The sequence below is a fragment of the Methylotuvimicrobium sp. genome, assembly GCF_050611805.1.
Classification (GTDB): Bacteria; Pseudomonadota; Gammaproteobacteria; order Methylococcales; family Methylomonadaceae; genus Methylotuvimicrobium.
In genome coordinates this window covers 73,826-99,365 of sequence record NZ_JBNGHF010000010.1, presented here as the reverse complement: position 1 = coordinate 99,365, position 25,540 = coordinate 73,826, and the positions used below count along the sequence as shown (strand labels likewise).

Here is a 25,540-nt window from a genome sequence, read left to right as displayed (position 1 = left end):
ATGAATAATTTATCTGAAAAAATAACTAAAACCCTGAAGCACTATAAAAACATTAGTGCAATAAAATTTCGGAGCCTCATTTACCCCGTTCTCGGCATACAGTTAAAGCAACCGATATTCGTTATCGGTTGTAGTAGGGCAGGGACCACCTTGGTCTATAAAACCTTTTCCGAATCGAAATATTTAGGCAGTTTGCAAAAAGAAACTCACGATTTCTGGGTGCAATTGCATCCATTATCGGAACGAAATTGTGATTCGCACGAAATTGAGCCTGAATCGGCAAGCGATAAAGACCGTGGAATCGTAACGCGTTTTTTCTACACGCAAACCGGCAAGCGGCGTATTGTCGATAAAAACAATCAAAACGGACTCTCGGTGCCTTATCTATACCGATTATTTTCCGATGCGCATTTCGTGTATATCAAGCGGAATCCCGGAGATAATATCGATTCGTTAATCAAAGGTTGGAATAAAGCCGATGAGTTTGGGACTTGGGCAGATGAATTGCCTGAAGATATTGCCATTGATAACGGCAAATACAAACGCTGGTGTTTTTTTCTAGCCGAAGGTTGGCGACAATTGACCCGATCGACTATCGAAGAAGTTTGCGCGTTTCAATACAAAGCGATGAACAAAGCGATTCTTTCCGCCAAAAAGACGATTCCGGTCGAACAGTGGCATGAAGTCAGCTACGAAGCATTGATTGCCGACCCGGTCGAAGAGTTTAAGCGGCTTTTTGACGGTTGTTCGGTGCCTTTCGATCAAGCCATGCAAAACCATTGTCGTTCGGTTTTAAACAAGCCATACAATACATTTTCCGAAATTGGCGTCGAGAAGTGGAAAAAGAGCGCTAATCGAGACAGGATAGAGCGGGTGTTGCACATGGTTTGCGATCGAAATCAAAATTTGTTGGATTAGGTTTCGGAAAATAAATGCTAAGCGAATTGCAAATTTCAACACTTATATCTTGGCGGCATAAACCCTTTTTCTACGCGTTGATTCGATCATATGGCAAAAGGAGATAAGTTTCTCTGGCGTTTGCTTGAAGATTCTTTAGTCTCCATTTCTTCTAGTGCAAATTTTTTGATTAATACTGAAATAAATACTAAATGATAAATCAAATCCCAATAAGACAGTCCTAAAAATGCGGTGCCGACCATGTAGCAGATGATTGAAGCACGAACCATAAAACAATAATTCGTGACCCATTCCATGCCTTCTATATTGCGGGTTTTTCTAGGTAGCAAAGTTAAACTAATAACGCTTCCTAAAATCAACGATAGCCAGAGTGCGAAAGCGATGAAACCATGTTCGGAGAACATTTCGACATAAGAACTGTGCCAATCGCGCATCGTTACATGCATCCAACCCTCGAAGCCTGTACCGGTAAAGGGATGTTCCAAGGTATGGTTCCAACCATCTCGCCATGCTTCCAAACGCCCCATGGCCGATCCATCTTCCTCATAAGTTTCAAGTGTTTGCATTCGGCCAAACCATTCTTGCGGTAGGTAATCCTTAATAAAAAATGCGCCAATCAACACCATCGGAATCGCCAAAAACTTTCTTTTGCTGTGCCAAATCAACATGAGTGTTAACATGGTCATCGTTATCAATGCGCCTCTAGACCAGGATGATAAAGATGCGGCGTAAATGATGGGAATAGCGAAGAGAACGCCTTTTTTTATCCAAGTATTCAGGGATTCTTTCTGCCATATCAAAAGTAATGGGATCGAGATCAGCATTGCAACTGCAAAGGCATTATTCTCTTCAAATTGTGTTGCAGGCGGGCCATAAACGCGATGCCCAAATCCGGATAGTATTGCAAAAATCCCGCCTTTCAATGCGACGATCCCGATCGAGAGACCAATCGTAACAATCAAATAATACAGTTTTTCTCGTGTATTTATTAATACCAATGTAAAAAAGAATGGAATATAAATTTTAGTTACAAACCAGAAGCGTTGCCAAGCTACGTCAGGAAAATAGGCTTGTGTTGTCGTAAACAGAAAATAAATCCATAAAAGCACAAAAAAAATAATTCTCCATTCTTTCGGAATAGGTTGTTTGTCTTTTGCCGTAAAGGTTCTAAATGCAACGACCAAGAATAAAATATAGTAGACGGGAAGTGTTCGCACAAAACCCCAAGCATAAGCATGCGGGTTTAGATAACTAAAGACGGCAAGCGAGAGAACGCCCCACCAGGGTTTCTTAATGGCGGCACCAATGCAACAAATTAGAAATATAAGTACGACGATATCGCGCATGATGAATTTTTAGAGAGGCTTGGATTGTCTATAGCCCATGATTTGCCCGAGTATGCCTGCCAAACGGGTCAAATAAAATCGAGATTTAATCATGTTGAAGCTAAATAAAACTCCGGCCGAATATCTTAAAATTTTAAGCCAAAGATATAAAGGAAAATTGGTTTTTTCAGGATATTTCGTCAAGGTAATCGACCGATTTCTCTGGAAGCTTTTTTTGATGAGAAAACCGATTTTAAAGTGTTCAAGATTTACATAATGATACTGGATGATATCGGGTATATAGCGAAGCATTTCATTCGAACGTAGCGCGCGAATAACAAAATCGCTATCTTCGCTTCCCATCAGGTTATGGCCTTTAGGGCCAAGGGCTACAGAAAAGTTGCCTACTTTATCAAATACCTTACGGGTAATGATTAAATTGCCGCCGCCAGGAATCGAGTTTTTTTCGGATAGCAGTAAGTCGTTATTTCCCAAATCAAAATAAGGCACCGGATAAGGTGTGATTTTAAATTGGCCTGTTTCATGAGCCCAAGTGGGCTCTTTTCCTGTCCAGTCGGGGATTATTTTTCCGCAAAAAAGCTTTGTGCCGGGGTATTTCTCAATAGCTGCAATGACAGATTGAAAATAATTAGCGTCGACACGGTGATCGTCATCAATAAAACAAACCCACCCGTCTCGTATTATCTCCAGTGCTTTGTTAAGCGCATTGGATTTACCTGGAGCCAGTTCTTCGATAAATTCGAGAGGTAGTGGCTTGTTTAAATGTCGATTCCGCTGATAATCGGTTAATTTATTGAGCGTATCGTCACGACAAGCATTGGGAATTACGAGAATGGATAGATCGACTTGATCGGGAATTCGGGCATTGTTTATTGAGTCGATGGTTTTTAGCAGCAGTTCGCTTCGATTATGCGTACAGATAACAACAGAAAGCTTCATCTTTTTTTCTTTAAAAATCGGCGGCAATAGGCGTGGCAAGCTTTAATGTGCAACTCGTTTATAAACCAGTCTATCGAATTAACTTGAGGAGTTTTATTGACGAGCGAATAACCGCACGCGGAAAGCGTTTCGCCGGCGAGCGCTTCAAAGATGCGGATTTGTCTCGGACTCATTTGTTCCCGCCACTTCCCCTGGTTGGATTTTTGCAGCGGTTGAGTCAACAATTGCGTTTTGCCGGAGCCGTTCGATTTTTTGAACTCGATGACGCGCTCGTTGAATTCTATGTTCAAAAAACGACAAAGCGAGTCGACGGTTTGTTCAGGTTCGTTCAACAAGCTTTCAAAATACACTTCATGGTAAATGTTCGGATATTTTGCACCGAAGGCTTTGCCGGCGTTAACGTATTTGTTCCAGGTGTAAGCAGCATGATAAGTGTTAAAAATTTCAAGATCCCATTTCCGTTCCAGCATCGATAATGCACAATCGCGACCGTCTCGAATGATGTGAACGAATTGTGCGTTCGGAAACATTTCGAGCAGGGTTTCCATATGCAGAATGTAGTAGGGTGTCTTATCGCCCCAGCGGCGCTTCCCTTCGGATTCGGCATTTGCTTCGAATATGCCGTCGATGACTTCCGGGACGCTTGTCAACTGACGTGTATGAAAGCGTTTCGCCAATGTTTCCGCGTTAAAGCGGATGCCGTGGACGTCCTCATCGAAAAAAATTTTACGCGAATCATAAATCGCTTCGAGTAAACGAGTTAGCGCTCCAAGGTCGCTCAAGTCGCCAAATTCGGTGCGGCGTTGGTAAAACGGAATAAAGAAATGCGACTCGGCAGTTGGTAATGACAGATCCGGATGGGATTTTAGCATGTATTGCAGCAGCGTCGTGCCCGACCGGGCTGCTCCGACGATGAAAATAGGTCCGTTAACCATGAGCGTCGTTCGATTGGGATTGATACAAACCGGACATCGAGCCTATATGATAAGCCAAATTCATTGCTTCCCGCATGTAGGCGTTAGGTCGGGTGAAATAGAGTCGCAAAACAAGTAGTAATTTTGCCAGTAATTGTTTGTACATATAACGGGGAATTCCGGCTATCTTTTTGCCCGAGGGGCGTTTTTCGTACAACCCGGCTTTTTTTCCTGCGACAAAATGTAGTTTTAAAAAATAGCGGCGGTTGATTTTTTCGTCGGGTATCAAATGCCGAATTGCCATGTTAGGTTCGTAGCGTAAGCGTAAGCCGTGCTCGATGAAATGTCGAAACATGATGCCGTCGGAACCGCCGCCGACGCCTTTTCCTTTCCGGTTGTAACGGGTATCAAAGCGTAATCCTTTATGAAAAATACGCGTATTATAGGCGATGTTACCGCTCCATATCGGCGTCGAGCGGTCTTTGATGTCAAATGCTTGGTCGCTGTGGTCTATTTCGCCGTAAAAAGGTAGCAAATCGTCGCTTAGCCAAGTGGGGCGGTCGGGTAAGTAAATCGAAATTTTACCGCCAACGCAATCAATTTGGTCATCTATGAGCGTATCGACGGCCGCCTGCAGCCAGCCGGTAAAGGGCAGTTCGTCCGCATCGATAAAAGCTAGGTAACGGTTCGACAAACTTTCTTCGATTGCCCGGTTACGGGCGAATGGAATGCCTTGCTCCGGTTCGTTGACGTAGCGGATCGGAATTGAGCTCGATGCCGCGTATTGGTCGATTAAGGCGTAAGTGCCGTCAGTGCTATTGTTGTCGACGATTAAAATTTCAAATGGAATCGAGCAATTTTGCCTAACCAATTCATTTAAAAGATCCGGCAGATAGTGCGCTGCATTATAGCTGCATACGGCAACCATGATTTTGTCTGAACGGGTCATGATCGGAGCTTTAATAAAATGGATTGATAGGCGTTAAACGGCAGAAGAGTTGGTAGTAGATATTTTAAATCTTTCGGTTTGAAATACCTCTTAAATAAAAGTTTTCGAAACAACGTATGCGCGGTTTGCAGATCGTTTCTCCAGTAACTGACATAAGCGCGATGTAATAATTCGCCGTCGGTAATTTCGCTGATTTTTCGGCTCCCTAGAAATTCGGCGATTTCCGGATGCGCACGTAGAAACTTTAGTTGGATTTTCCAATGATTCACTGCAATTCGTAAACGGTTTTTGGTAATTTGTTCACCATCGTGATGATGATAGTAAGACAATACTTCCGGGACCAAGACGACTTTGTTGAAAGAGGCGATTCTAAGCCACAAATCGTAATCCATGCACGATGTCCATTGTTCATCGAAACCTTCTGCTTTATCGATAACTGATTTGCGGGTCAACGCGCCGTGAATCGGCCAACGGCAACCGCGCAACAGCGTTTCGATCTTGTCCGGCTTTTCGTAGTCGGGCGGTATGAAAGGCTTGCAATGATTAGGTTCTAAACCCATGTTTTGCCAGCCGCAGTAAGCAATCGATGCATCTTTATTGTTTTGTAAGGCTCGATGAAGTTTGGCTAGGCAGTCGGGATGCCAGCTGTCGTCCGAATCGAGAAAGGCGATAAATTGCCCTGTAGCTTCTTTGATGCCGTGGTTTCTAGCTGGCCCCGGCCCCTTATTCGGTTGATCGATGACTCGCAATCCTGAATACCTGTCGGCAAGCTTTTGCAGTATCGATAACGAATCGTCGGTCGAACCGTCGTTGACGACGATCAATTCGAAATCCTTAAAGGTTTGCCGGTAAACGCTGTCAATGCTTGTTTCTATGCATTTTTCGGCATTGTAGCAAGGCATGATGATCGAGATTTGCGGGGTTTGAGTCATAGTTTTGGGGGGCTTGTCAATTAGCGGTCCAATTATGGTCTATAAAAGCCAATTTGTCAGGCCGGGGATTGCTTTTGAATCATTGTTTGTTGGTAAGTTTTGTTTTAAGACGTTGCAGATAATAGGTAGCCAGTTTTGTCAAACTTACGTCGTTGACTGCAAAGCTCAGTTTGCGGGCTAAAATGCTTGATGTATCGCCTGAAAAAACAGTCACGCGTCGAATCAGCAACGGATCATCTTCTTTTTTGAACCAGCCGGAGCGGGTGCTGCAAGCCCATTTATAACCTGCTGCGCGTACTGCTTTGAGCGTATCTTCGTTATATCTGCCGAAAGGATAGGCAAATCCAGTAACCGGTTTTTGAAGTAAATCTTCTAATAGTTGTTTGGATCGAGTGAGCTCTTCTAATTGTTGTTTAAAAGACAATTGAGATAAATCGGGATGAGAACACGTATGCGAACCGATTTCCATACCGGCATCCGACATTTCTCGTATTTGGTCGGCAGAGAGCATTTTCGTTTGTTCGGAAGGAGAACCCATCCATTGTGCATATTTGCTAATACAATCCGTTGTGATAAACCAGGTCGCTTTCATCCCGTTTTCAATTAACGGTAGAAACGCATTTTCGAAATTGTCGGCGTAGCCGTCGTCGAAAGTTAGAACGATAGTCTTTGAGGGCGAATTTTGAAATTGCATCAGTTTGCCCACATTGGCTAAATGCCAGCCGTTTGTTTTTAAATAAGTTAAATGGTGTTTAAATAAAGAGGCTCGTAACGAATAGTCTGTTATAGGGGGGGCTGTGGGCGTTCCATGATACATAAGAACGATAGGTTTGAGCGTCGAAGTCATCTGTCCAATGCAATTTATGGTTTTTGGTTTATGAAATCAAATGCATTCTAACATTCATCTGGACCTTTTTATCCTTCGATGACTTTAGTCTGAAATAAACAATGGGTTCGAATTGCTTATTCTGACTGATAAGACGTTTTCTAATAGAAGAGGTATCTGCCATCATTTTTTTGATTTCTTCGATGATTTTCGGGTTTCGTTCAATGTAAGCTTCGAGTTGTTCTCGATCCAATTCGAATTTACTTTCAATTGTTTGAGGGCTTAGCAGAATACCAAAGTTCGGATATTTATTTTTAACAGTCTCATCTTTATTAAGCAATTTACTCAAAATGATGTCGCCTGTCTCTTTCTTGTAGTGGCTCGACTCCCAGTACCACCGCATTTCTGTCTTTTTGTCACCTAATACCGGAAACGTCTCTGTCGTGATTTGATTGAATCCCGAAAAATCCCACAAAGAATAAGAAGGGGTATTCGATTCGATCAGTTGCGTCATTGTGAGTTTCCAATCTTCATAAACGCCCCAGAGGCCGATCGTATGCATCAATATTAATTTCCTGGCGTGCTCGGGAGATATGAACAGGCGAAGATCGATATGGTTCGTTTTGCAAAATACCAGGATTTGTTTGAAATGTTCGTAGGTAGGTGACTTGCGATTATTATTGTGGGTCGTGAAAAATACGAACCCATCAAGAGCTTTTAAAGTATAGCTTTCATTGTTGATCGTTGCCTTACGATGTCCACCCTTTTTTTGTATCGCATTCCAATGATGACTGTCGTCTTTAAAACCGTTAGGCATATAGTGTGAAACGGGAGTTGCATTTTGTTTCGTTAGAGTCGATACCGATGCTGACAAACCGTCGATACTCAAAAACGAATTTACGATATCCTTATGCCAACCTCGGTTATTGGGTGCAATGCGGGTTTCGTCGAAATCCGGTTCATTCAGTTTATTGATATTGAACATGAAAAAGTCGAGTCCAATAACAACTTGTTTTAGCGGGTTTACTGCATGAGCATGCTGTATATAGCGCAATATTTCATAGATATTTGCGCTGCTTAAAGCAAGATTGTATGAGACTGAATCGGCCTTCATCAAGGCTGGGTGATCGGGATCCAGGCCTAACTCGGCCCTGGACGAACCGATAATCAAAACCTCCGGTTTTCGGAGGCGCACCTGGTGGGCCTTGATCATTCTGACATGTTTGTGATATTCCGGTTTCAATCGATTGAAACCTTCTATTTTCGGACTGCCAAATAGCTCGAAGGGATCGACCAATGCATTGATTACCGCGGTTAGCGTCAGTAGAAAAATTATCGTAAACGATAATTTTTTTAAATAACTTTGAAATGTATTCATGAGCCGGCCGATTAGAATTGGAAGTACAGAAATTCGCTAATACTGCCGAGATGCAGAATCGAGAGGACGGCCATGATGCCGAGCAGGGCGCTCCAAAAAGCGTTGGGTCGCCATGCCAGTTTATTTGCCAAAACACCTTGGACTTGCGATTTGTAATCGATCGCCGGCTCGAAATTTTTCATTAGTTGTTGCGTCGTGGGCCAAACAGTCAGAATCCACAGCCAGAAAAGCAACAGGCCGAGCTTGACGTAATGTTCGGACGCCAAATATCCGCTGTCGAACCGGAACCCGATTTCGACCATGAACTGTTCCAACGGTCCGATGCGACCGTGAAGATTACTCGGTAGATTGATCATCGCATTTAACATAGACAACGCGCCATCGAATGTCGTGGCTCTGAAGAATACCCAGCCGATCACGACGGCTAACAGTGTGACAGTGTGTGCGATACATCTCGACCACCATCGGTTGATTTCAACAGGAACGAGGCGCTGCCAAACATGATTGATGATCAAATAAACGCCGTGCAAACCTCCCCAGACCACGAAATTCCATCCAGCTCCGTGCCATAAACCGCCCAACAGCATTGTAGCGAGCAAATTGAGATGGCGTCTGAGTTCGCCTTTTCTGTTTCCGCCCAGCGCGATATAAAGATAATCGCGCAAGAAACGAGATAAGGTCATGTGCCAGCGGCGCCAAAACTCGATGATATTGCAGGCTTGATATGGCGCATTGAAATTGAGTGGCAGCCGGATGCCGAAAAGTCTGGCTAAGCCGATCGCCATGTCGGAATAACCCGAAAAGTCGAAATAAAGCTGTAGGGTGTAAGAAATTGCGCCTTCCCAAGCTTGAAAGCAGTTGAGCGGTCCTCCGCTGTCGGCGATCTGGAATACAGGAGAAGCATAGCCAGCAAAAGTATCGGCGATAACGACTTTTTTGAACAATCCGATGACGAAGATTGTGATTCCGACAGCTAGGTTTGCGAACTGAGGACGATAGGTTTCAGGTTTGGCGAATTGGGGTAGCATTTCCCGGTGATGAACGATCGGACCCGCTATCAACTGTGGAAAAAAAACGACGAATAGTGAGTAATGCAGAAAGTTATACTCTCGAGTTTCTCCGCGGTAGGCATCAACCAAATAGGCGATTTGCTGAAAGGTGAAAAAAGAAATGGCCAATGGCAGAATGATATTGTCGACATGCCAGTTTTGCGATGTCATCGCATTGATCGAATCGACCAGGAAGTTCGTATATTTAAAATAACCCAACAAGGATAAATTAATGCCGACGCCTATCCATAAGGCTAATTTCTTTTTATTTGAATATTTATGCGTTTGTCTTGAAAGTGCGACTCCGCAAGCGTAGTTGAACAATAATGAAAACAGTAGCAAGCCGAGATAGGCCGGATTCCACCACGCATAAAAAAAAAGGGATACGCCGACCAGCCAACTCAATGCAATGCGATGGTGTCCTATATTACCGATATAGAAAAATACCAATAACGATACCGGCAAGAATAAAAAAATGAATTCGTATGAATTGAATAGCATTGAGTTTGACTTACGCTGAAATCATTCAGGCTGATATAAGAAATTGTCCCCTTAGTTGCCTATTAGACTTCAAGGTCATAATTTAATTTTAGGCCTCCGGTTGCATAGCCTGGATGCTTATCAGAAATAGGACGAATTTTGAAATCATTTTTAAAAAACAAAGATGTTGTTTCGGCATGTGCGTTAAGTGGTCCTAGTCCGGAAAAATCAATTTCGAAGAAACCTGCGTCTCTTAATAATTTGCAAGTTTTAGGTAGCCAGTCGGCATTGTCGACAATTAATAAACCACCGGGATTGAGATGTGAGAGCGCTTTTTCCACACATTTTTTTCGTGTACCGGCTTTACTGAAGCCATCTACAATGATGATGTCAAACATGTCTAATTTATCGATAACTTCGATATATCTTTCAATTTGTTCTTGATCGATGACGTCATTGTCGACTTCGGATAGTATGAGTTGACAATTATCCGGCTTATTTTTTAATACCGTTTCATACCATAATTTAGAGTTTTCAATGCTAGTAACCGTTTTGCAGCGTGCGGCCCACCATTTGGTTGAATTACCGCTACCATATTCCAGTACATCGCAATTATTAAAGTCCCATAAGCGAAGTTGCTCTATGGCAGGGTAAGTGTACCAAGGGATTGGTTCGCCATTAGCATTGACACACTGGTTTTCTTTTAAGGAGCGCAGATACCCATATTCTCTTTTAAACAATCGCCAGGCAAGCAAGTTTTTATGTAGTTCCTCGGGCGTTGATTCATCCAGAAAAATACTGAAACGATGCAATAACAACATCTTTTTTGATACGTCGAAAATATTGACTATATATCGAATAAAATTTTTTATCATGGTTGTATAGATAATTAATTGCTTAAATTATAGGCTGAAAGCACGTAGTAAAACATTAAGTTAGCTTGTATTTTATGGTCTAATGCGAATTTTTTTCTTCCAACGATTTTGTTCCGTTTTTAGCGAAGGAATAGGTAAAAAAAGAAACAGTAGGCCATAGGTGAGGCCACCAACGGTTGACATGGAAAAAATATAGGCCAAATTATTTTGTTCCAGGGGATAGTAGGTTTTGAATAATTCAAATGAAGTTAAGATTATAATAAGACAAAAACTTAAAAATAAAGCAGGGGAGGTTGATCTTATAAATTCGGTAAAAGTGACATTAAGGCGTTTACATGCAAAAAAAACAACAGAAATATAAAGAAAGAAAAAAGACGGAAGCATACCCCAGGCAATGAAGTTTATGTTTTTTTGTTGAATGCCGAACCAACACCCCGCTATGGTCATTAATAAAGTGAAAATTTGAATCTTAATTTCAGTACCGAGCAAGTCTTGAGCTGCCATCACCGCACCGGAGGGATTGCCAAAACAACTCAATATTCGTGCGAGGCAAAAAATTTGTAACGGTGTGGCAGCTAAGCGCCATTTTTCGCCATATAGAGTGGTTATAAAAGGATCTGCCAGCCAAATCAGGCCGATGTAAAATGGAAAAGTATAAACGCACACTAATGTAATTGTTCTTAAATAGATATATTTGCTTTTATCTAAGTTGTCTTGTGTAGAGGATAGGGCTCGAAATACTGTTTGATATGCCGAACCGGCAATTAATTTAACAGGATATACGCTTAAACTATAACCTTTGTTGAATAAGCCGACCGCTTGTGTGTCTATAAGTTTGCCGATTAAGAAATTAGGCGTTTGCTCGCGTAGGTATGAAATAATATCATTTATCGAAAACCTAATTCCGTAACCTCCAACCTGTTTAGCAATTTCGAAATCATAGCGAATACGTGGTAAAAATCGGGCAAAAATTAGTAAAACAGGGATAGAAATTATCAGTCCAAACAAGCCGCCTAATACCAAACTCCAAACACCAAAATCATATATAGCGAGTGTTATGCTGCAAGCTCCGCTAAGTAATCCACTAAATAACCCAATAATAGTCGTGGTTTTAAAATTCATGGCTCTGCGTAACTTTGCCCCTGCTACATTGTTGAACGGGCGAAATAAAAATGTAAGAGCGGATACTCTTAATAAATCTTCGTAGATAGGGTTGTCGAACCATTTGGCAAAATAAGGTGATATCGAAAAAAAGAATAGATAAATAAGTAAGCAAATAATGAATTGCAGCGTAAAAACGACGTGAAAATGAATTTCTTCGATATCTTTTCTTTGAACAAGGGCTTGCCCCATTCCGCCGCCGGCAATGAAACCTGCAGCACCAGTAAATACTTGCACGGTGACCAATGTCCCAAAATCGGAAGGCAAGAGAAGTCGGGCCAGTATCACACCGAAAGCAAATTCATAGACTCGGCCAATTAATGATCCGGTAAATACCCATGTGGTTCCTTTTCGGATGCTTTGTCCAATATTCATTTGCTACTTGATTAGTTTCTTGTGTATTTTTTTGAGTGCTTTTGAGGAAGGTTTTTTAATAAGTCCTCGTTCTATAATATCGATTGCCTTTGTTTCATTTCCTTGTTTTGCATAAATTTTACTTAGAGAAATATAAGGTCTCGAAAACTTTGGATTAGCTTTAATAGCGTTAATAAACTGAATTTCCGCTTTGCCATATTCCTCGATTTTCATAAAAGTATCGCCGGCCTCATAATAAATCAAAGGCCTCAGAGGAAAATTTGAGCTAGTATGTTCCAGTGTGTAACTATGGTCTGTAAGTCTTTCATAGCATTTGTAGCGTTTTTGTTTCTGAATAATGGCGAAACATCTCTTTTTAGCAATAAGATTAGAACAAAAGTGATTCATCCATGTGAAATTAGACTGGCCTAGGATTTTTGACCATTTTTTTTTCAAGTTAGCGTCATTACCCATTCTTGCTTGGCAGAATGGTGGCAGGCTAGCCAGTTCGACTTTTGTTATATCTGCCTTAACTGTGTTGAAAGCTAATGAATAAAAAAGATAACCAGCAAACAAAAGATAGGGACAGGGAATTTTCATATTTTTTGGTAATTTATTTTTTAATGAAGATAATATAATTATATTATTTATTCTTGGTATAGTATTTGTTAATTAATGTTTTTAATTTTATTAAAAATCATGGACAATTTCTCATTAATTACTATGGTACTAAAATATTGCTCTATTATTTTCCTACCATTATTTCCCATCTCGAAAGCAACTTCTGGATTTTCATATAAATGAATCAGGTGCATTAAAAACTCTTCATTTGCTTCAGCGCCGAAACCAACTGGTCCCATGTTGAGTACCTCTTTATTCATTCCAACAGGGGATACAATAACGGGAACACAGCATGCCATGTATTGAAGCATTTTAAAAGCACACTTGCCACGTGTCCATGCTGTATCGGGAAGAGGCATTAAGCCGACATCCATTTTTAGTAATGCACTTGCCTCGGTTTTTTCAGACCATTCAACAAATTTGATTTTATCAGAAGCAATGTGTTTAAAGCAGGGAGGGCTTTCAGCAATAATTAACAATTTTGAATTATACTGAGATAAAAAATTATTTAATTCTTTTTCAATATTATAAAGATATACGTAATTTCCTGCGCTTCCTGTCCAACCTATAATAAAAGGATATTTTTCCCGATCGGTGTTAGTCCATTCTTTTGCTTTGTATTTCACTATATCGATTGCGGTTGGAATAATCTCAATATTTTGATTATATTGCTTCATCCATTCTGCAATATATGTATTGCCGGCTGTGATGAACGTCGATTCTTTCGCAATTCTTGAAATCGTTTTTACGCCGTGAGGTTTTGCTTGCCAAATAGCATCATCTACATCGAAAACAATAGGCTTATGTAAAAATCGTTCTAAAGTGTAGCGGCCAGGTAACAGTTCTCTACCAAGCCATGTTAAATCATGGCTCCAACTTTTTATAACTCCAGAAATACGCGCTTGTTTTTTTAATTGTTGCCAACTGAATTCCATAAATGGATAAATATTTCTGGGAATGCTATCTGTTATTATCGATGGTAATCCTGCATTTTTATCTAGCCAGGGATAATATTCATTTACCTCAATGCCTTTTTGTGAAAATAATTTAATATGCTGTCTAATCCGGAAACGTGTAGAAGGCGTGTTTTTTCCGGATGTAATTGCAGCTATTTTCATAAAGTTACTTTATTTTTATTAATTCTGAGATGATTTTTTACGTGCAATAATTAATAAAGAAGGGGTCGGTCTATTAGGATAAGGTGTATAGGAAAACTCTACATCGATATTATGAGGTGCTAACAGCTCAACAAATCTTTGTTTATCATATGCACTTTTGTGAAACATTCCTTCGTGTTCTTGAGGACCATATATCATTTTTATTATATATTCATACTTCCAATATCTTCTAGCCAAAAACCATTTTAATAGAACACGATGTATATTGGGGCAAGTTATGATTAAATAGCCACCAATTTTAAGTACACGTGCCCATTCTTTTATCCCAATCAAAGCCTCTTTAAATGAAAGGTGTTCAATCATATGGTGGTGTTCGATTAAATCCACGGATTCTGATTCGAAATTTTCTAGATTAGTAGCGCAGATTTTCATATCTGCTTTTTCAGCAAAAAGATCGCAGTTAATCAAGCCTGGAATTCGATTATTTCCACATCCCAGGTGAAGCCCGACTGGAGAATTGTCCCGGATAGATTTAATAACACTATCTATATCTTTCTGAACGTTTATTTTTTTTCTAAAAATAATATTGGGATAACGCGGCGAAGATATCATAGCTAATTCTCATTTATTTTTGTTATCACTAAGCATGCTTTGAATAACATTACGTGCAAATCGTGGGTAGTTCATTTTATAAAATCTATTTTCACCAACAAAGTGGATGAATGTACCATTCTTAGCGCTATTTGCATTATTTTGGGTATAAACAAAATAATCCTCAATAGGTAATGGATTTGCATTATTGCCGCACAGTATCAGTCCATGAATCGTTTGTTCTGATCCCCATTTAAATATTCTATCGGCAAATCTGTTATGCAAATTCGTTAATAGTGCTTTTAATTCGACTAAATTTACGTCTTTTGCATTATAGCCGATAAAACCGGCACAAAATCCTTGTTCTATTTTGTAATTTCTAGATAAAGCTGCATTAATCTCGTCTAACTGTTCCATGATCAATGTCTGTATATGCGGAGAGCTTGGTTTTGCCGTGTTGGTGTTATCTTTGACTATTTTCATATTTCCCCTGGGCGCTAAATGATACCAAGAGTCTCCGCCATTTTTAACCCATTCTATTATTGAATCCGGTCTTTTAAGAAATAATGTATCGGTATCCAAAAGCATGATTCTCTCACTCTTGCTGCGGAATGCCGGATCGAATAACTTTAAGTAGCTGGTATAGCTACTTCTTACCTTTGATAAAAATGGATCGTTAATATTTTCATTAAAATATCGATCCGCTTCACTTTTTTTTAAGATGATAACGTTTTTTATATGTTCTTTTATGATGTCGATGTCTTTTGAGGTTAACGATCCGTCGTCATGAACGTAAACAGCAACGTCTGAGTAAAATCTTAAAAACGATTTGATAGCTAAAAGAAATGCGTTGAGGTAACGATGAGGAACGATGGTATGGATACTAGTTTGTGCATCTGGATTAGTTTCTATGGAGGGAGTTTTTTGTATTGAATGAAAAAACAAAAAGTCTCCATATGTGCTTAGAAAAGGATCAATGCCGCTAAATCGCCACGGTATCAGGTTTTTAAATTTCATCGATTCACCAAATTGTTATTTCTTTATATTCTGTCAGAAGCCCACTACGCTCCGGCGTAGTCCTGACCGTGCCGCACTCGCCTAAAACGCTTTGTCAGTTATGCTTGAGTTTAGTCAAAATTCGAAATGCGTTCCGTTATTTTCTCTATATACGACAGGTTCAAATCTTTTTTCATTCGTCATTTCAGCGATGCCTGACGCAGTGTCGAGTTAAATATCAGGTTGTACTTTGGAAACAACCTGCCTGAGTTTTCCGGACGATTCAGTTAGGATCGATTCTGTTTGACTAATGTGGGTTTTGCATCGATTGCCGAAACGCGCTTTGAATTTTTCTGTAATCTCGCTGACTGACGCGGTATGCCAATCCTCATTGGTCACTAATAAGACTTCGAATTCATTGATGTCATGTTGAATGATTTTAAATTGTTCCACGCCTTCGGTCTCTCTCAGTATGTAAATTGCGGCCAGCGCATGGACGATCGAGCCGTCTTCGTGTACGAGAAAATCGGTGCTGCGACCATGAATTTGTTCAACGACATGTAGTCCCCGTCCGTCTTTGTCGGTTTCGTTCGATAATGATGCCATATCGCCGGTTCGATAGCGAATGAAGGGTTGCGCCTCGGAGCATAAGCCGGTGATAACAACTTCACCGGTTTCGCCGAGTTTTACCGGATGGCCTTGTGCATCGAGCACTTCGACAATATTGCTTTCACTCATTTGCAGCATTTGTTGATGTGCGTTTTCGTGTGCGATAAAGCCGGCGTCGCGGCTGCCGTATTCGTTGGCGACCGGTACTTTGAATGTTTCAGCTATGATTTCTCGTTGTTCAGGGTAGAGCGGTTCGCCGGTCGTGCAGACGACTTTGAGGTGGGGCAGTTGGATCGTTTTTCCGGTTTGTCGGGCGTGTTTGCAGAGTAAGGTCAGACTGCTGGCGTAGCCATACATACAGCGTGGTTGAAATTTTTCGATCGCTTTCAGGTAGTCTGTCATTTTTTCCGGCGACATTTGAAAGGCGTTGAGAAGGAGTTGGTTCAGCAAACGGTCGCGTATCGTTTTGATGCGGTCGGTTTTATTGAGTTCTACCGGGGCACCCCATAAGTAGACTTCCGGTTCGCCGACATTGAAGCCGAACCAGCGTCTTGCGCGTATCCGGCTGGCCATGTCGGCGGCTTGGCGTTGTCTTCCATAGTAAAAAATCAGCGGTTGTCCGCTTGAGCCGCCGGTGGTGTAGCGATAGGCGCCGCCGGGTACTCCGTGCCATACCATTTCATGACCGTGTTGTTGGGCGTCGATGCGGGTCATTGTTGGGATCTTTCTTAGATCATCGAGTGTTAATTCGTTTAGATTGATACCCGATGCTTCAATGCGGTTGGCATGCCAAGGAGAATGTTCATTGGCGATTTTCAGCAGCGTTCGTAGTTTCTTGAGTTGTAATGTTTCGATTTCTTCTCGGGAAAGCCATTGGGTTTTTTCCAGTTCTTTTAGATAGGAAAAAGTCGGTCGGTTCAAGAGTTTTTCTTGAAGGGGGTATACGATATTCCGGGAAATGAAAGGATGCATTGTTAGTATTATTAGAAAAATGTGGCGGTCTGGTTTAAAGGTAGCATAAAGAAATCAGTGACCAAGAGAGTTTTAAAAGTAAGTATTCTGATCTTCTTTGCTGTTTTCCAAACTCCGGTTTGGGAAGCTCTTCACGTAAGCTCTTGATTACCGGTTACGAGAAGCTGGAGCTTCTCGTACTGCATTCCCAAGCCAAGAGCTTGGGAACGAGCGACAATAAACCCTATCTCATTCAGTGACGACTTGTGCCAATCGTTCCCGTAGTTTATCGAGGTTATCTATTTCCCATAATTGGTCTGCCAGTGTTTCGAGTTGTGTATTTTGCAATTGTTGGATGCGTTTTTGAATGTCGTTCGGTATTGGTCCGAATCGTCGTTTGAGTAGTCGGAGAATAATAGTAGATTCTCCTTCTAGTTTGCCCTCAGCCTTGCCTTCTAGCTTTCCTTCTAGTTTGCCTTCTAGTTTGCCTTCAAGCTTTCCTTCTGAATAAACATCCTGATAAAAGCGGGTTTGTTTTAGTTCGATATCGTTATAACCTAGCATTGCTTGTATCTCCTCGCGGCTCAATCGCGGTAGTTTATAGACCATGATGGTTTCGACCCATTCCAGCCAATACGCCGCTTTTTGTCGATCATTTTGGATTTTAATACGACTGAGTAAATTTTGCGCTGTATTTATTGCTTGCGGTTCTTCGACAATAATCAGTCGAATCAATTGCAGACCGATTTTATCTTCGGGCGGGTCGGTAAAATCCTCTAAGTAGATTCTTTTAATCCGGTCGCCGTTCAATAAATCGGAATAATGTAAGGTTCCGTCAGTTTCGGTTTTACGCGAGGGGTAGATGACTACTGCTAACCAAGGATGTATAGGTTGATTTTGATGAAGATAGAAAAATATTTCGCAGAAGAAACGGCTATAAAATTGGGGGTCGGGTTGAAATTGTACTTCTACGAAAATGACCGGTAAATCATATTGATTGGTAGGCGGTATCATGACGCCGTCCAGTCGAAACGCGGTTTGTTTGATTTCTTCGGAGCGAAAGCTGTAGTCCGGTTCGTTGCGGAAGTCCAGTCCGGCGAGTTCCAGTAGCAATTCTGGTGCGTTTTGGAAAAGCCGGTAAAAGAGACTGTCGGTTTTCATTGATCGAGGCTAGTTCAATAGCTTGTCGTAGACCGCTTGCACTTTTTCGGCATGCGTTTCGACGTCAAAGGTTTTCAAGGCATGTTGACGGGCGTTTTTTCCTAGCGCTGTTCGCAACTCACTGTCCTTGTAATATCTTTCAATTTGTTCGGCGAGTGATGCGGCATCTTTCGGCGTGAATAGCAGGCCGGTTTTGTCATGTTCCATCATTTCCGCGGCGCCGCCGTGATTAGGGCCTATTAACGGTCTGCCCATTGCCAATGCTTCGATGACGACCGTTCCGAGGGGTTCGGGGCTGGTCGAGGCCGATACGATGACGTCGAGGCCGTTGTAGACGGGTTCCATTTTTGCGACATGGCCGGTAAATACGACGATGTCGCCGAGTTGTTCATCAATGACTCGTTGCCGGAGCGCGGCTTCATAAGCTTGGCATTCATCCGGAGTGCCGCCGATGATAAGCATTTTTAAATGGGGTATTTTTTCTTTTAATAGTTTGGCGGCATCGAGAAACATTTCTTGGCCTTTCCACGGGATTAACAGGCCGATTAGGCCGACGGCAAAATCGTTTGCAGTAATGTCATGGTCTTTTCTGAATACGTTGCCGTCGGCTTCGATGTCCAGTTTTTCCAATTCTATGCCATCGTAGATGACGTCGATTTGGTCTTCGGGAAATTGTAGTTTTTCCCGCACGCTTTTGGCGACCCATTGCGATACCGATATCAACCGGTCGGGAAGGCTGTAGGCCCATTCCATCAATCGAGAGCCTTTTTGATCGCCGCGAACGTGGCAGACGGTGGGTATGTTTAGGATTTTGCCGACGAGTAGGGCAGCTCGGTTACAAAGAGGTTCGTTGTTGGCATGAATTAAATCGGCTTTAAAGTTTTTCGCGGTCCACAGCAATCGAACGAAAAAAGGCAGGAAGTTCGCGGTATCGTCCGTTCTGGCGAGTATTTGATTGATGACGAAGCGTAAACCGGGGATTTTATCGGGCCATGTTGCGGGGTCTAAGTTTCGATGCGCGCCGACGATGTCGATATGTCTATCGGGTATGTGTTTCCATTCCGCTTCTTGGGCGATTTCTTTGTAGTGCGGGCCGGTTCTGCCGGTGACGACCATCGGAATATATCGTTGACGATCGAGATTTCGAACCAGATGACGAAGACAAATGATCGCGCCGCCGTAGCCGATGCCGTTTTCTACGTAAAGAATGCGTTTTGGGGGCGGGGTTTGCATGTTTTACTCACCATTCGGTCGTTGTTTTACGGTTTGTTTATTGTAGTCGAAATTAACCGATGGTGTTTTGTGTGTTAGAGGTGATGTTTCTTTAACTTTGGTTTGGTAAGTCTTTACGTTAGTTCTTGCTTACCGGTTTCTAGAAGCCCTCTGTGTCAGGAGAGTCATTTTAACAAATCACGGGTTTAATTAATGGCGGCGTTATCGCATTCGTATCTGCGCACAGACAAAGCGATGGGTTTCCGCTTCGCTGCTACCCATCTTATGCTGGGATTTGCTCCCATAGCGGATAGAGCTGTTACCAAATTTTCGGTGAAAATTTTCCGTCGTTGCGGATCAAGACGGTGTTGCCGCTTTGGGAGAGTACGTATAAGCCTTTGCGGTATGCGTAACGGGCAACATCGTTGGGTATGACCATTGCGGCAACCGCGCCCATGAGTTCGACATCTCGATATTTTGGCAACAAGCGTTTCAATTTTTCCAGTCGGTTCAAATGTTCGTTGACGTCGTCGATTGACATTTGGCTTTTGCATTCCACGGCAATCGCGGTTTGTTCGTTGACGACCAGTAAATCGATTTCGGCCGATTCGCCGTTTCGTTCGGCATAGATGTTCGGATGAACTTCATGTACGTCGATGTTTCGCTCGCGAAATAAGTCCACGAGTGCCGGACGGACCATTTCTTGTACGAAGTCGCCCAATCGGTTGCCCAGATCGCCGATGCTTTTGCTGACTTCTTTAACTAGGCGTTCGGTGTCTTTGAATTTTTGATCGGTTTCTTTGAATTGCTTATCGGTTTCTTGAAATTTGCGGTCTGTTTCTTCGAAGCTGCGTGCCACTTCGCGAAACATTTCCCAAACTTCGTTTCGGGTTACGGTGGTCATTGCGGCTCTCCTGATACTTTTGACATAAGCATTTTATCAATGATCTAATGCAATGATTATAATTGTTTTTTAGATATGGCGGGAATTACTGAGGTTGTGAGTATTCAGTTCCACGACCATTCTCGCTCCCATGCTCTGCGTGGGAATGTCTGAGTACCGCTCCAGCGGTACGAGACGCGAGAGCGTCTCGGGCTGCATTCCCACGCTGGAGCGTGGGAACGATAGGGGGGGTGTGAATAATTACCTGAGGTTAGTCATGGCGTTAAACGTTGCAATTAAACAGGGCATTAGTGAAGAAGACTATTTGCTGGGTGAGCTGTCTTCGGAAATCAAGCATGAGTTGATCGATGGTGTTGCTTATGCGATGGCGGGTGCCAGTAAGGATCATGAGCGTATCGCCGGTAATATTTTTGTTCTTCTGCATGTTCATTTGCAAAATCATTCGTGCGAACCTTTTGCGAGCGACGTGAAAGTCAAGGTTAATGAAGATTTCTTTTATCCCGATGTCATGGTGGTTTGTGAAGATCGTTCCGAGAATCCTTATTACACCGATTCTCCGACGGTTTTAGTCGAAGTGTTGTCGTCATCGACGCGCCGCATGGATCAAACGATAAAGCGCATGGCTTACCAATCGATTCCAAGTTTACAAGAGTTGGTATTGATCGAGCAGGATTTTGTCGATGTTGAAGTTTGCAGACGCAGCAAAAATTGGTTGTCACGGCATTATTTTTTAGGCGATGAATTTGTACTCGAATCCATAGGGTTGACTTTGTCGGTTGCCGATATCTATCGGCGTGTTCAGAATCCCGATATGCTTGCTTATTTGCAGCAACAAGAGCTTTCATGAAGCCTTCCCAAAGCACGCTGGGATGTTCACGCTCTTTCCCAAGCTCCAGCTTGGGAAAGACACACCGGAAGCTCCAGCTTCCTGAGACCGACACAACCTCCGCATATTCACTGGCTCGCTAGTTCAATCTTCCTTGATTGTCGGGAAGCTAGAGCTTCCTGAACAGGTTACCCAAGCTGGAGCTTGGGTAACAGCATATTTTAGTTTTTGCGGCTACGACTGGACCTCGCTCGGACACTTGGCTTCGGCAAGCTGAAGTATCATGCTAATCAGGACTGATTTTTAGGTTGATTGGTTTGGTCGGTCATAGATTTTTTATTTTGCGCAACATCTTGACTATTCCTGCTGGCATTAAGCAGGCTAGCCAGTAGAGCAGGGCGCGTTTATTCGGCTTTTCTTTGAGGCTGGCCGAAAATGCTTGCCGGGCCGTAATCAAATCGTACTCGCTAAAATGCCAGTAGCCTAAGTCGGCATAGGCATTGGCGACGAGCCTGTTGGGGTCGATATTTTGTAATGACAGTTCTTTTGCGGCGTAATTTCTGATCGAGGTCATGACTTTGACTAGATCGCTCAGCAGCGCTGCAGTCAATTGCGTGGCGTTGTTACCGTGTTGCCGGCGTAACATCAGCACTTCGGGTATACATGTAATCGGGTGTTTCGCGGCGATTTTTGCCCATAGTTCTAAATCTTCGCCGAAACGAATGGTTTGATTGAATAAGCCGGCTTCTAAGAGGGCTGATTTGTTGACCAGCACGGTACCGGTGGGAATGAAGTTTTTGGTGACGAGTTCGGCTAGTGCGTTTGGGATTGCTCGGTCTTGGATTGCTTGAAATTTATTTAACAGGTGGTGTTTATCCAAGACCGATTCAGTAATCAATTGACCGCTTTTGTCGATCTCGGCCATGTCGCCGGCTATCAACACGAGCTCCGGGATTTTTCGCAATAGTTTAAGTTGTTTGTCGATTTTATCAGACGTCCATTGGTCGTCGGCATCGAGAAAAGCGATCCATTCGCTGTTTGCGGCCTTGATGCCTGTGTTTCTGGCCGCCGAAGGGCCTTGATTGGGCTGTTTGACATAAGTGATCGGGCCGGGCAGAGCTTCGACGATTTGTTGTGTGTTGTCGGTCGAACCGTCGTCTACGATTATGATTTCAGTGATGGGTCGAGTTTGTTTTAGGATGCTATGGACCGCATCGGCAATAAATTCGGCACTGTTATAGGCAGGAATGACGACGCTGATGTTCATGATTTAATGGTTTTTTTTAAGGTATATTGGCAAATTAGCCAGCCGGGCACTATTAAACCGCTTATTTTACCGATCATGGCAAGTTTCGGGTGTCGATAATAAAGCCGGTATAAAAACGGGCTGAGTTTGGCTGGGCCTTTGATTCGCTCGATCGGTGGCAGCGTTTTTTGATTGAAGCGATTGACTACAGGGCTGTTTGGCGAAATAAGAGCTTCGGCCAATTCCGCCGAGGATAGAAAGCGCGTTCCGCTTAAGTTTTGCGTCAGTTTATTCAATAGAATCTTCAGTCCCGCGAGCGAAAATTCGAATTCGTTTTCAGTGCGCGTGAAGTTGTAGCGATGGGTCGAAATCGTAACGGGTAAAGCTTGTCTGTAGGCTTGTAGTGCTTCTTGATAGGCGCTGTCCGGCGTGTTTTTACCGTCGACCGGTTCGAACATGACGTTTCTGACTAAATAAACTTGTCCGAAGGCATTGATATCGCCGGTTCTAATTAATTGCTTGTCTTGAATATAGCGTCCGTCGTGTGCTCTTTTGGGACAGCGGTAGCCGGCTGTTTGAATCGCTTTTATCGAATGGCGGCTCCATTCGGCTTCGATGTCTTCGTTCCAGAGATAACAAGGGGCAACGGTCGTTAAAGTGGGCTGGCCGAACAAGCGTTGAAAGGTTTCGGTGGCCGTTTCGATGATTTTACGTGCTTTTTTCGCGTCGACCGGTTGTGTCGGTAAGTTGCTGCCATCGACATAATGCCCTTGCAAAGGCGAGTCGAGCGTTTCCCAGTCCCACCAGTGAGAATCGGCTTGTGCATTTGCCGTGCGCGGGTCGTTATTTCGGCAGAGTTTAACGAAGGCTTCGCCGTTTAGATGTTCCAATCCGTGTAATTGCGGGACGAAAACGTCGTTTTCGATGCCTTTTAGCATCGTTCTATAAATGCCGGGGAAATCGCGGTCGAGTATTTTTCTCGGATATTCGCCGTCGGATGCTTTATCTAGCGCAGCGGTATCGGGTACGGCCAGCACGACATCTGCGGTCAATAGGGCGTTGCGTCCGGCGCTGTCTTTTTGTTCGGTTAAGGCTTTCAACAGGGCCTCAAGGCGGTCGGCATGAAAATCGCCGCCCGGCCCCCAGTCGTCGCTTTCGATTAATATCGGCGTATCGGCGAAATAAGGTTCTTGCCAGGTTTTTAAGAATAGGTCGCGCTTCCAAACAAAAAGGATTATGGTGAGTAAAATCCATATTGTCAGTAGTGCGGTGATAATGATTAGCATGGTTTGTTTGTAATTTTACTGGAAAAGGGTTTGGTGTTCTTTCACTCTATAGATGAGGGTTATTGGCAAAACGGGTTTGCAACCATAAGCGCCAATCTCTGGCGGAATCCAGTGCCAAGGAATGGCAATGCCTAATTTCACCACCGCCTCTTAGGCAGGACGGGGCTTGTAGCTCCGTCCTGCAGAGGTATTTGTTTTTTATTCATTTGTATCGCGAAGCTAGAGTTTCACGTATCGGTTTCCCAAGCTAGAGCTTGGGAAACAGCAAAGGCGCCTGGCTTCGAAATCGCGATCAGGGGATCGCTCCCACAAAGGGTTACAGCGATGGTGGGAGCGACGCCTTCGTCGTCCCTCAACTAACGTTAGGTGAGGGAAAGCCGCTAACGCTCAAATACCTACAGTTTATTCAAAACATTCCGCTTCATTTAGCGCTTTTCCTTCTTTGTCCTTGTCGGAAAGGACCGGGTTGATGTTTGCCGGCCATTGTATGCCGATGGTCGGATCGTTCCAAGCGATGCAGCGTTCGAGTTCCGGTGCGTAGTAGTCGGTGGTTTTGTATAGAAAATCGGCCGTTTCGCTGAGAACGACAAAGCCGTGTGCAAAGCCTTGGGGAATCCACATTTGCCGATGGTTCTCTTCGTTGAGTTCGGCGCCGACCCATTGACCGAAAGTCGAGGAACCTTTTCGGACATCGACCGCTACGTCGAATACGGCGCCGCTTACGACTCGAACGAGTTTGCCCTGTGCTTTTGGCGCAAGTTGATAGTGTAGGCCGCGCAGGACTCCTTTGGAGCTGCGGCTGTGATTGTCTTGAACGAATTGTTGATTGAGCCCGGAGGCTTGCCGGAAGGACTCCTGGTTATAACTTTCCAGAAAGAAGCCGCGAGCGTCGCCGAACACTTTAGGTTCTATAAGAATAACGTCGGGGATTGCGAGCGGTGTGACTTTCATCAAAAAACCTTTTCGTTGTTAAGAATCCGTAATAGATATTGCCCATATCCGTTTTTTGAGAGAGGCTGAGCTAATCGTTCGAGTTGGGTATTGTCGATCCATTTTTGCCGGTAGGCGATTTCTTCAGGACAGGCGACTTTTAATCCTTGGCGGTGTTCTATGGTGGCAATAAATTGACCGGCATCGAGCAGCGAATCGTGAGTGCCGGTGTCTAACCAAGCGTAGCCGCGTCCCATGATTTCGACATTGAGTTTTTTTTCGTTTAAATAGAGCCGATTTAAATCGGTTATTTCCAGTTCGCCGCGAGGAGACGGTTTAAGGTTTTTAGCGAGTTCGACGACATCGTTATCGTAAAAATAAAGGCCAGTCACGGCATAATTGGATTTGGGTTGTTTAGGTTTTTCTTCCAGCGATAACGCTTTGCCGTTATTGTCGAATTCTGCGACGCCATAGCGTTCGGGGTCCTGCACATGGTATGCGAATACCGTGGCGCCTTCGGTGCGCTTCATTGCATTACCGAGCAATTGATGAAGGTCATGACCGTAAAAAATGTTGTCGCCTAGCACCAATGCCACTAAGTCGTTGCCGATAAATGATTGACCGATGATGAAGGCTTGGGCGAGTCCGTCGGGCGAGGCTTGTACGGCATATTGCAGGTTTAATCCCCATTGTTCTCCGGTGCCGAGCAGTTGTTCGAAACGCGGCGTGTCTTGGGGGGTAGATATGATCAAGATGTCGCGTATTCCAGCCAGCATCAACGTGCTGAGCGGATAATAAATCATCGGTTTATCGAAAACCGGCAGTAATTGTTTGCTAATCGCAAGTGTTGCCGGGTGCAGTCGGGTGCCTGAACCGCCCGCCAGTATGATCCCTTTTCGAGTTGGAGGCGGTTTTTGAGTGGTAAGTGAGCTTGCGGTCATGGTTTGCTCCAGTTTTTGTTCATAACG

24 protein-coding genes are annotated in these 25,540 nt (G+C 43.3%); 2 read left to right on the top strand and 22 right to left on the bottom strand.

Going from position 1 to position 25,540, the window contains the following annotated elements; genetic code table 11:
• On the top strand, positions 1-918 hold the full coding sequence (locus tag ACRJJO_RS07225; RefSeq protein WP_431065191.1) for a sulfotransferase family protein: 918 nt from the start codon (positions 1-3) through the stop codon (positions 916-918).
• A gap of 86 nt (positions 919-1,004) precedes the next feature.
• Here ACRJJO_RS07225 and ACRJJO_RS07220 read toward each other — a convergent pair whose 3' ends face one another.
• The 18 genes from ACRJJO_RS07220 to ACRJJO_RS07135 form a co-directional block, all read right to left on the bottom strand.
• Positions 1,005-2,264 carry a putative O-glycosylation ligase, exosortase A system-associated gene (locus ACRJJO_RS07220; protein WP_431065190.1) on the bottom strand — a complete coding sequence of 420 codons (1,260 nt, stop codon included), beginning with the start codon at positions 2,262-2,264 and terminating at the stop codon, positions 1,005-1,007.
• A 9-nt stretch (positions 2,265-2,273) separates the two neighbouring features.
• On the bottom strand, positions 2,274-3,203 hold the full coding sequence (locus ACRJJO_RS07215) for a glycosyltransferase family 2 protein (protein ID WP_431065189.1): 930 nt from the start codon (positions 3,201-3,203) through the stop codon (positions 2,274-2,276).
• Positions 3,200-4,138 (bottom strand): sulfotransferase family protein, encoded by a 939-nt coding sequence (locus ACRJJO_RS07210; RefSeq protein WP_431065188.1) that lies wholly within the window; start codon positions 4,136-4,138, stop codon positions 3,200-3,202. Before ACRJJO_RS07210 ends, ACRJJO_RS07215 begins: the two co-directional genes overlap by 4 nt.
• Positions 4,131-5,066, bottom strand: a complete 936-nt coding sequence (locus ACRJJO_RS07205; RefSeq protein ID WP_431065187.1) for a glycosyltransferase — start codon at positions 5,064-5,066, stop codon at positions 4,131-4,133. Before ACRJJO_RS07205 ends, ACRJJO_RS07210 begins: the two co-directional genes overlap by 8 nt.
• Entirely contained in the window at positions 5,063-5,998 is a 936-nt protein-coding gene (locus ACRJJO_RS07200) for a glycosyltransferase family 2 protein (protein WP_431065186.1), read from the bottom strand. Before ACRJJO_RS07200 ends, ACRJJO_RS07205 begins: the two co-directional genes overlap by 4 nt.
• Before the next feature lie 79 nt (positions 5,999-6,077).
• Positions 6,078-6,845: a polysaccharide deacetylase family protein gene (locus tag ACRJJO_RS07195; protein WP_431065185.1), complete on the bottom strand. Its 768-nt coding sequence runs from the start codon at positions 6,843-6,845 to the stop codon at positions 6,078-6,080.
• A 28-nt stretch (positions 6,846-6,873) separates the two neighbouring features.
• A complete protein-coding gene (locus tag ACRJJO_RS07190; protein WP_431065184.1) occupies positions 6,874-8,202 on the bottom strand; it encodes a hypothetical protein in 1,329 nt (442 codons plus the stop codon).
• Between the two features lie 11 nt (positions 8,203-8,213).
• Positions 8,214-9,752 carry an MBOAT family O-acyltransferase gene (locus ACRJJO_RS07185; protein WP_431065183.1) on the bottom strand — a complete coding sequence of 513 codons (1,539 nt, stop codon included), beginning with the start codon at positions 9,750-9,752 and terminating at the stop codon, positions 8,214-8,216.
• A gap of 62 nt (positions 9,753-9,814) precedes the next feature.
• The gene (locus tag ACRJJO_RS07180) at positions 9,815-10,606 is read right to left on the bottom strand and encodes a hypothetical protein (protein ID WP_431065182.1); all 792 of its coding nucleotides are present in this window, start codon (positions 10,604-10,606) and stop codon (positions 9,815-9,817) included.
• A gap of 72 nt (positions 10,607-10,678) precedes the next feature.
• Positions 10,679-12,142 (bottom strand): lipopolysaccharide biosynthesis protein, encoded by a 1,464-nt coding sequence (locus tag ACRJJO_RS07175; RefSeq protein ID WP_431065181.1) that lies wholly within the window; start codon positions 12,140-12,142, stop codon positions 10,679-10,681.
• Between the two features lie 3 nt (positions 12,143-12,145).
• On the bottom strand, positions 12,146-12,721 hold the full coding sequence (locus tag ACRJJO_RS07170) for a tetratricopeptide repeat protein (RefSeq protein WP_431065180.1): 576 nt from the start codon (positions 12,719-12,721) through the stop codon (positions 12,146-12,148).
• Positions 12,722-12,789: 68 nt separating this feature from the next.
• The gene (locus tag ACRJJO_RS07165) at positions 12,790-13,860 is read right to left on the bottom strand and encodes a glycosyltransferase (protein WP_431065179.1); all 1,071 of its coding nucleotides are present in this window, start codon (positions 13,858-13,860) and stop codon (positions 12,790-12,792) included.
• Between the two features lie 18 nt (positions 13,861-13,878).
• Positions 13,879-14,472 carry a class I SAM-dependent methyltransferase gene (locus ACRJJO_RS07160; RefSeq protein WP_431065178.1) on the bottom strand — a complete coding sequence of 198 codons (594 nt, stop codon included), beginning with the start codon at positions 14,470-14,472 and terminating at the stop codon, positions 13,879-13,881.
• Positions 14,473-14,481: 9 nt separating this feature from the next.
• The gene (locus tag ACRJJO_RS07155) at positions 14,482-15,468 is read right to left on the bottom strand and encodes a hypothetical protein (protein ID WP_431065177.1); all 987 of its coding nucleotides are present in this window, start codon (positions 15,466-15,468) and stop codon (positions 14,482-14,484) included.
• A 210-nt stretch (positions 15,469-15,678) separates the two neighbouring features.
• Positions 15,679-17,028 carry a phenylacetate--CoA ligase family protein gene (locus ACRJJO_RS07150; protein ID WP_431065176.1) on the bottom strand — a complete coding sequence of 450 codons (1,350 nt, stop codon included), beginning with the start codon at positions 17,026-17,028 and terminating at the stop codon, positions 15,679-15,681.
• Between the two features lie 228 nt (positions 17,029-17,256).
• Positions 17,257-18,168, bottom strand: coding sequence for an Rpn family recombination-promoting nuclease/putative transposase (locus tag ACRJJO_RS07145; RefSeq protein WP_431065175.1), 912 nt, complete (start codon positions 18,166-18,168; stop codon positions 17,257-17,259).
• 9 nt (positions 18,169-18,177) lie between these two features.
• Positions 18,178-19,401, bottom strand: a complete 1,224-nt coding sequence (locus ACRJJO_RS07140) for a glycosyltransferase family 4 protein (RefSeq protein WP_431065174.1) — start codon at positions 19,399-19,401, stop codon at positions 18,178-18,180.
• Between the two features lie 298 nt (positions 19,402-19,699).
• On the bottom strand, positions 19,700-20,284 hold the full coding sequence (locus tag ACRJJO_RS07135; protein ID WP_431065173.1) for a DUF3782 domain-containing protein: 585 nt from the start codon (positions 20,282-20,284) through the stop codon (positions 19,700-19,702).
• A gap of 256 nt (positions 20,285-20,540) precedes the next feature.
• Between ACRJJO_RS07135 and ACRJJO_RS07130 the strand changes: the two genes are divergently transcribed.
• Positions 20,541-21,131, top strand: coding sequence for a Uma2 family endonuclease (locus tag ACRJJO_RS07130; RefSeq protein ID WP_431065172.1), 591 nt, complete (start codon positions 20,541-20,543; stop codon positions 21,129-21,131).
• Positions 21,132-21,435: 304 nt separating this feature from the next.
• Here ACRJJO_RS07130 and ACRJJO_RS07125 read toward each other — a convergent pair whose 3' ends face one another.
• The 4 genes from ACRJJO_RS07125 to rfbA form a co-directional block, all read right to left on the bottom strand.
• A complete protein-coding gene (locus ACRJJO_RS07125; protein WP_431065171.1) occupies positions 21,436-22,377 on the bottom strand; it encodes a glycosyltransferase family 2 protein in 942 nt (313 codons plus the stop codon).
• The gene (locus ACRJJO_RS07120) at positions 22,374-23,642 is read right to left on the bottom strand and encodes a hypothetical protein (RefSeq protein ID WP_431065170.1); all 1,269 of its coding nucleotides are present in this window, start codon (positions 23,640-23,642) and stop codon (positions 22,374-22,376) included. Before ACRJJO_RS07120 ends, ACRJJO_RS07125 begins: the two co-directional genes overlap by 4 nt.
• Before the next feature lie 402 nt (positions 23,643-24,044).
• A complete protein-coding gene (gene rfbC / locus ACRJJO_RS07115) occupies positions 24,045-24,593 on the bottom strand; it encodes a dTDP-4-dehydrorhamnose 3,5-epimerase (protein ID WP_431065169.1) in 549 nt (182 codons plus the stop codon).
• Positions 24,593-25,513 carry a glucose-1-phosphate thymidylyltransferase RfbA gene (gene rfbA, locus ACRJJO_RS07110; protein WP_431065168.1) on the bottom strand — a complete coding sequence of 307 codons (921 nt, stop codon included), beginning with the start codon at positions 25,511-25,513 and terminating at the stop codon, positions 24,593-24,595. The genes rfbC and rfbA overlap by 1 nt, the downstream gene beginning before the upstream one ends.
• Positions 25,514-25,540 lie beyond the last annotated feature (27 nt).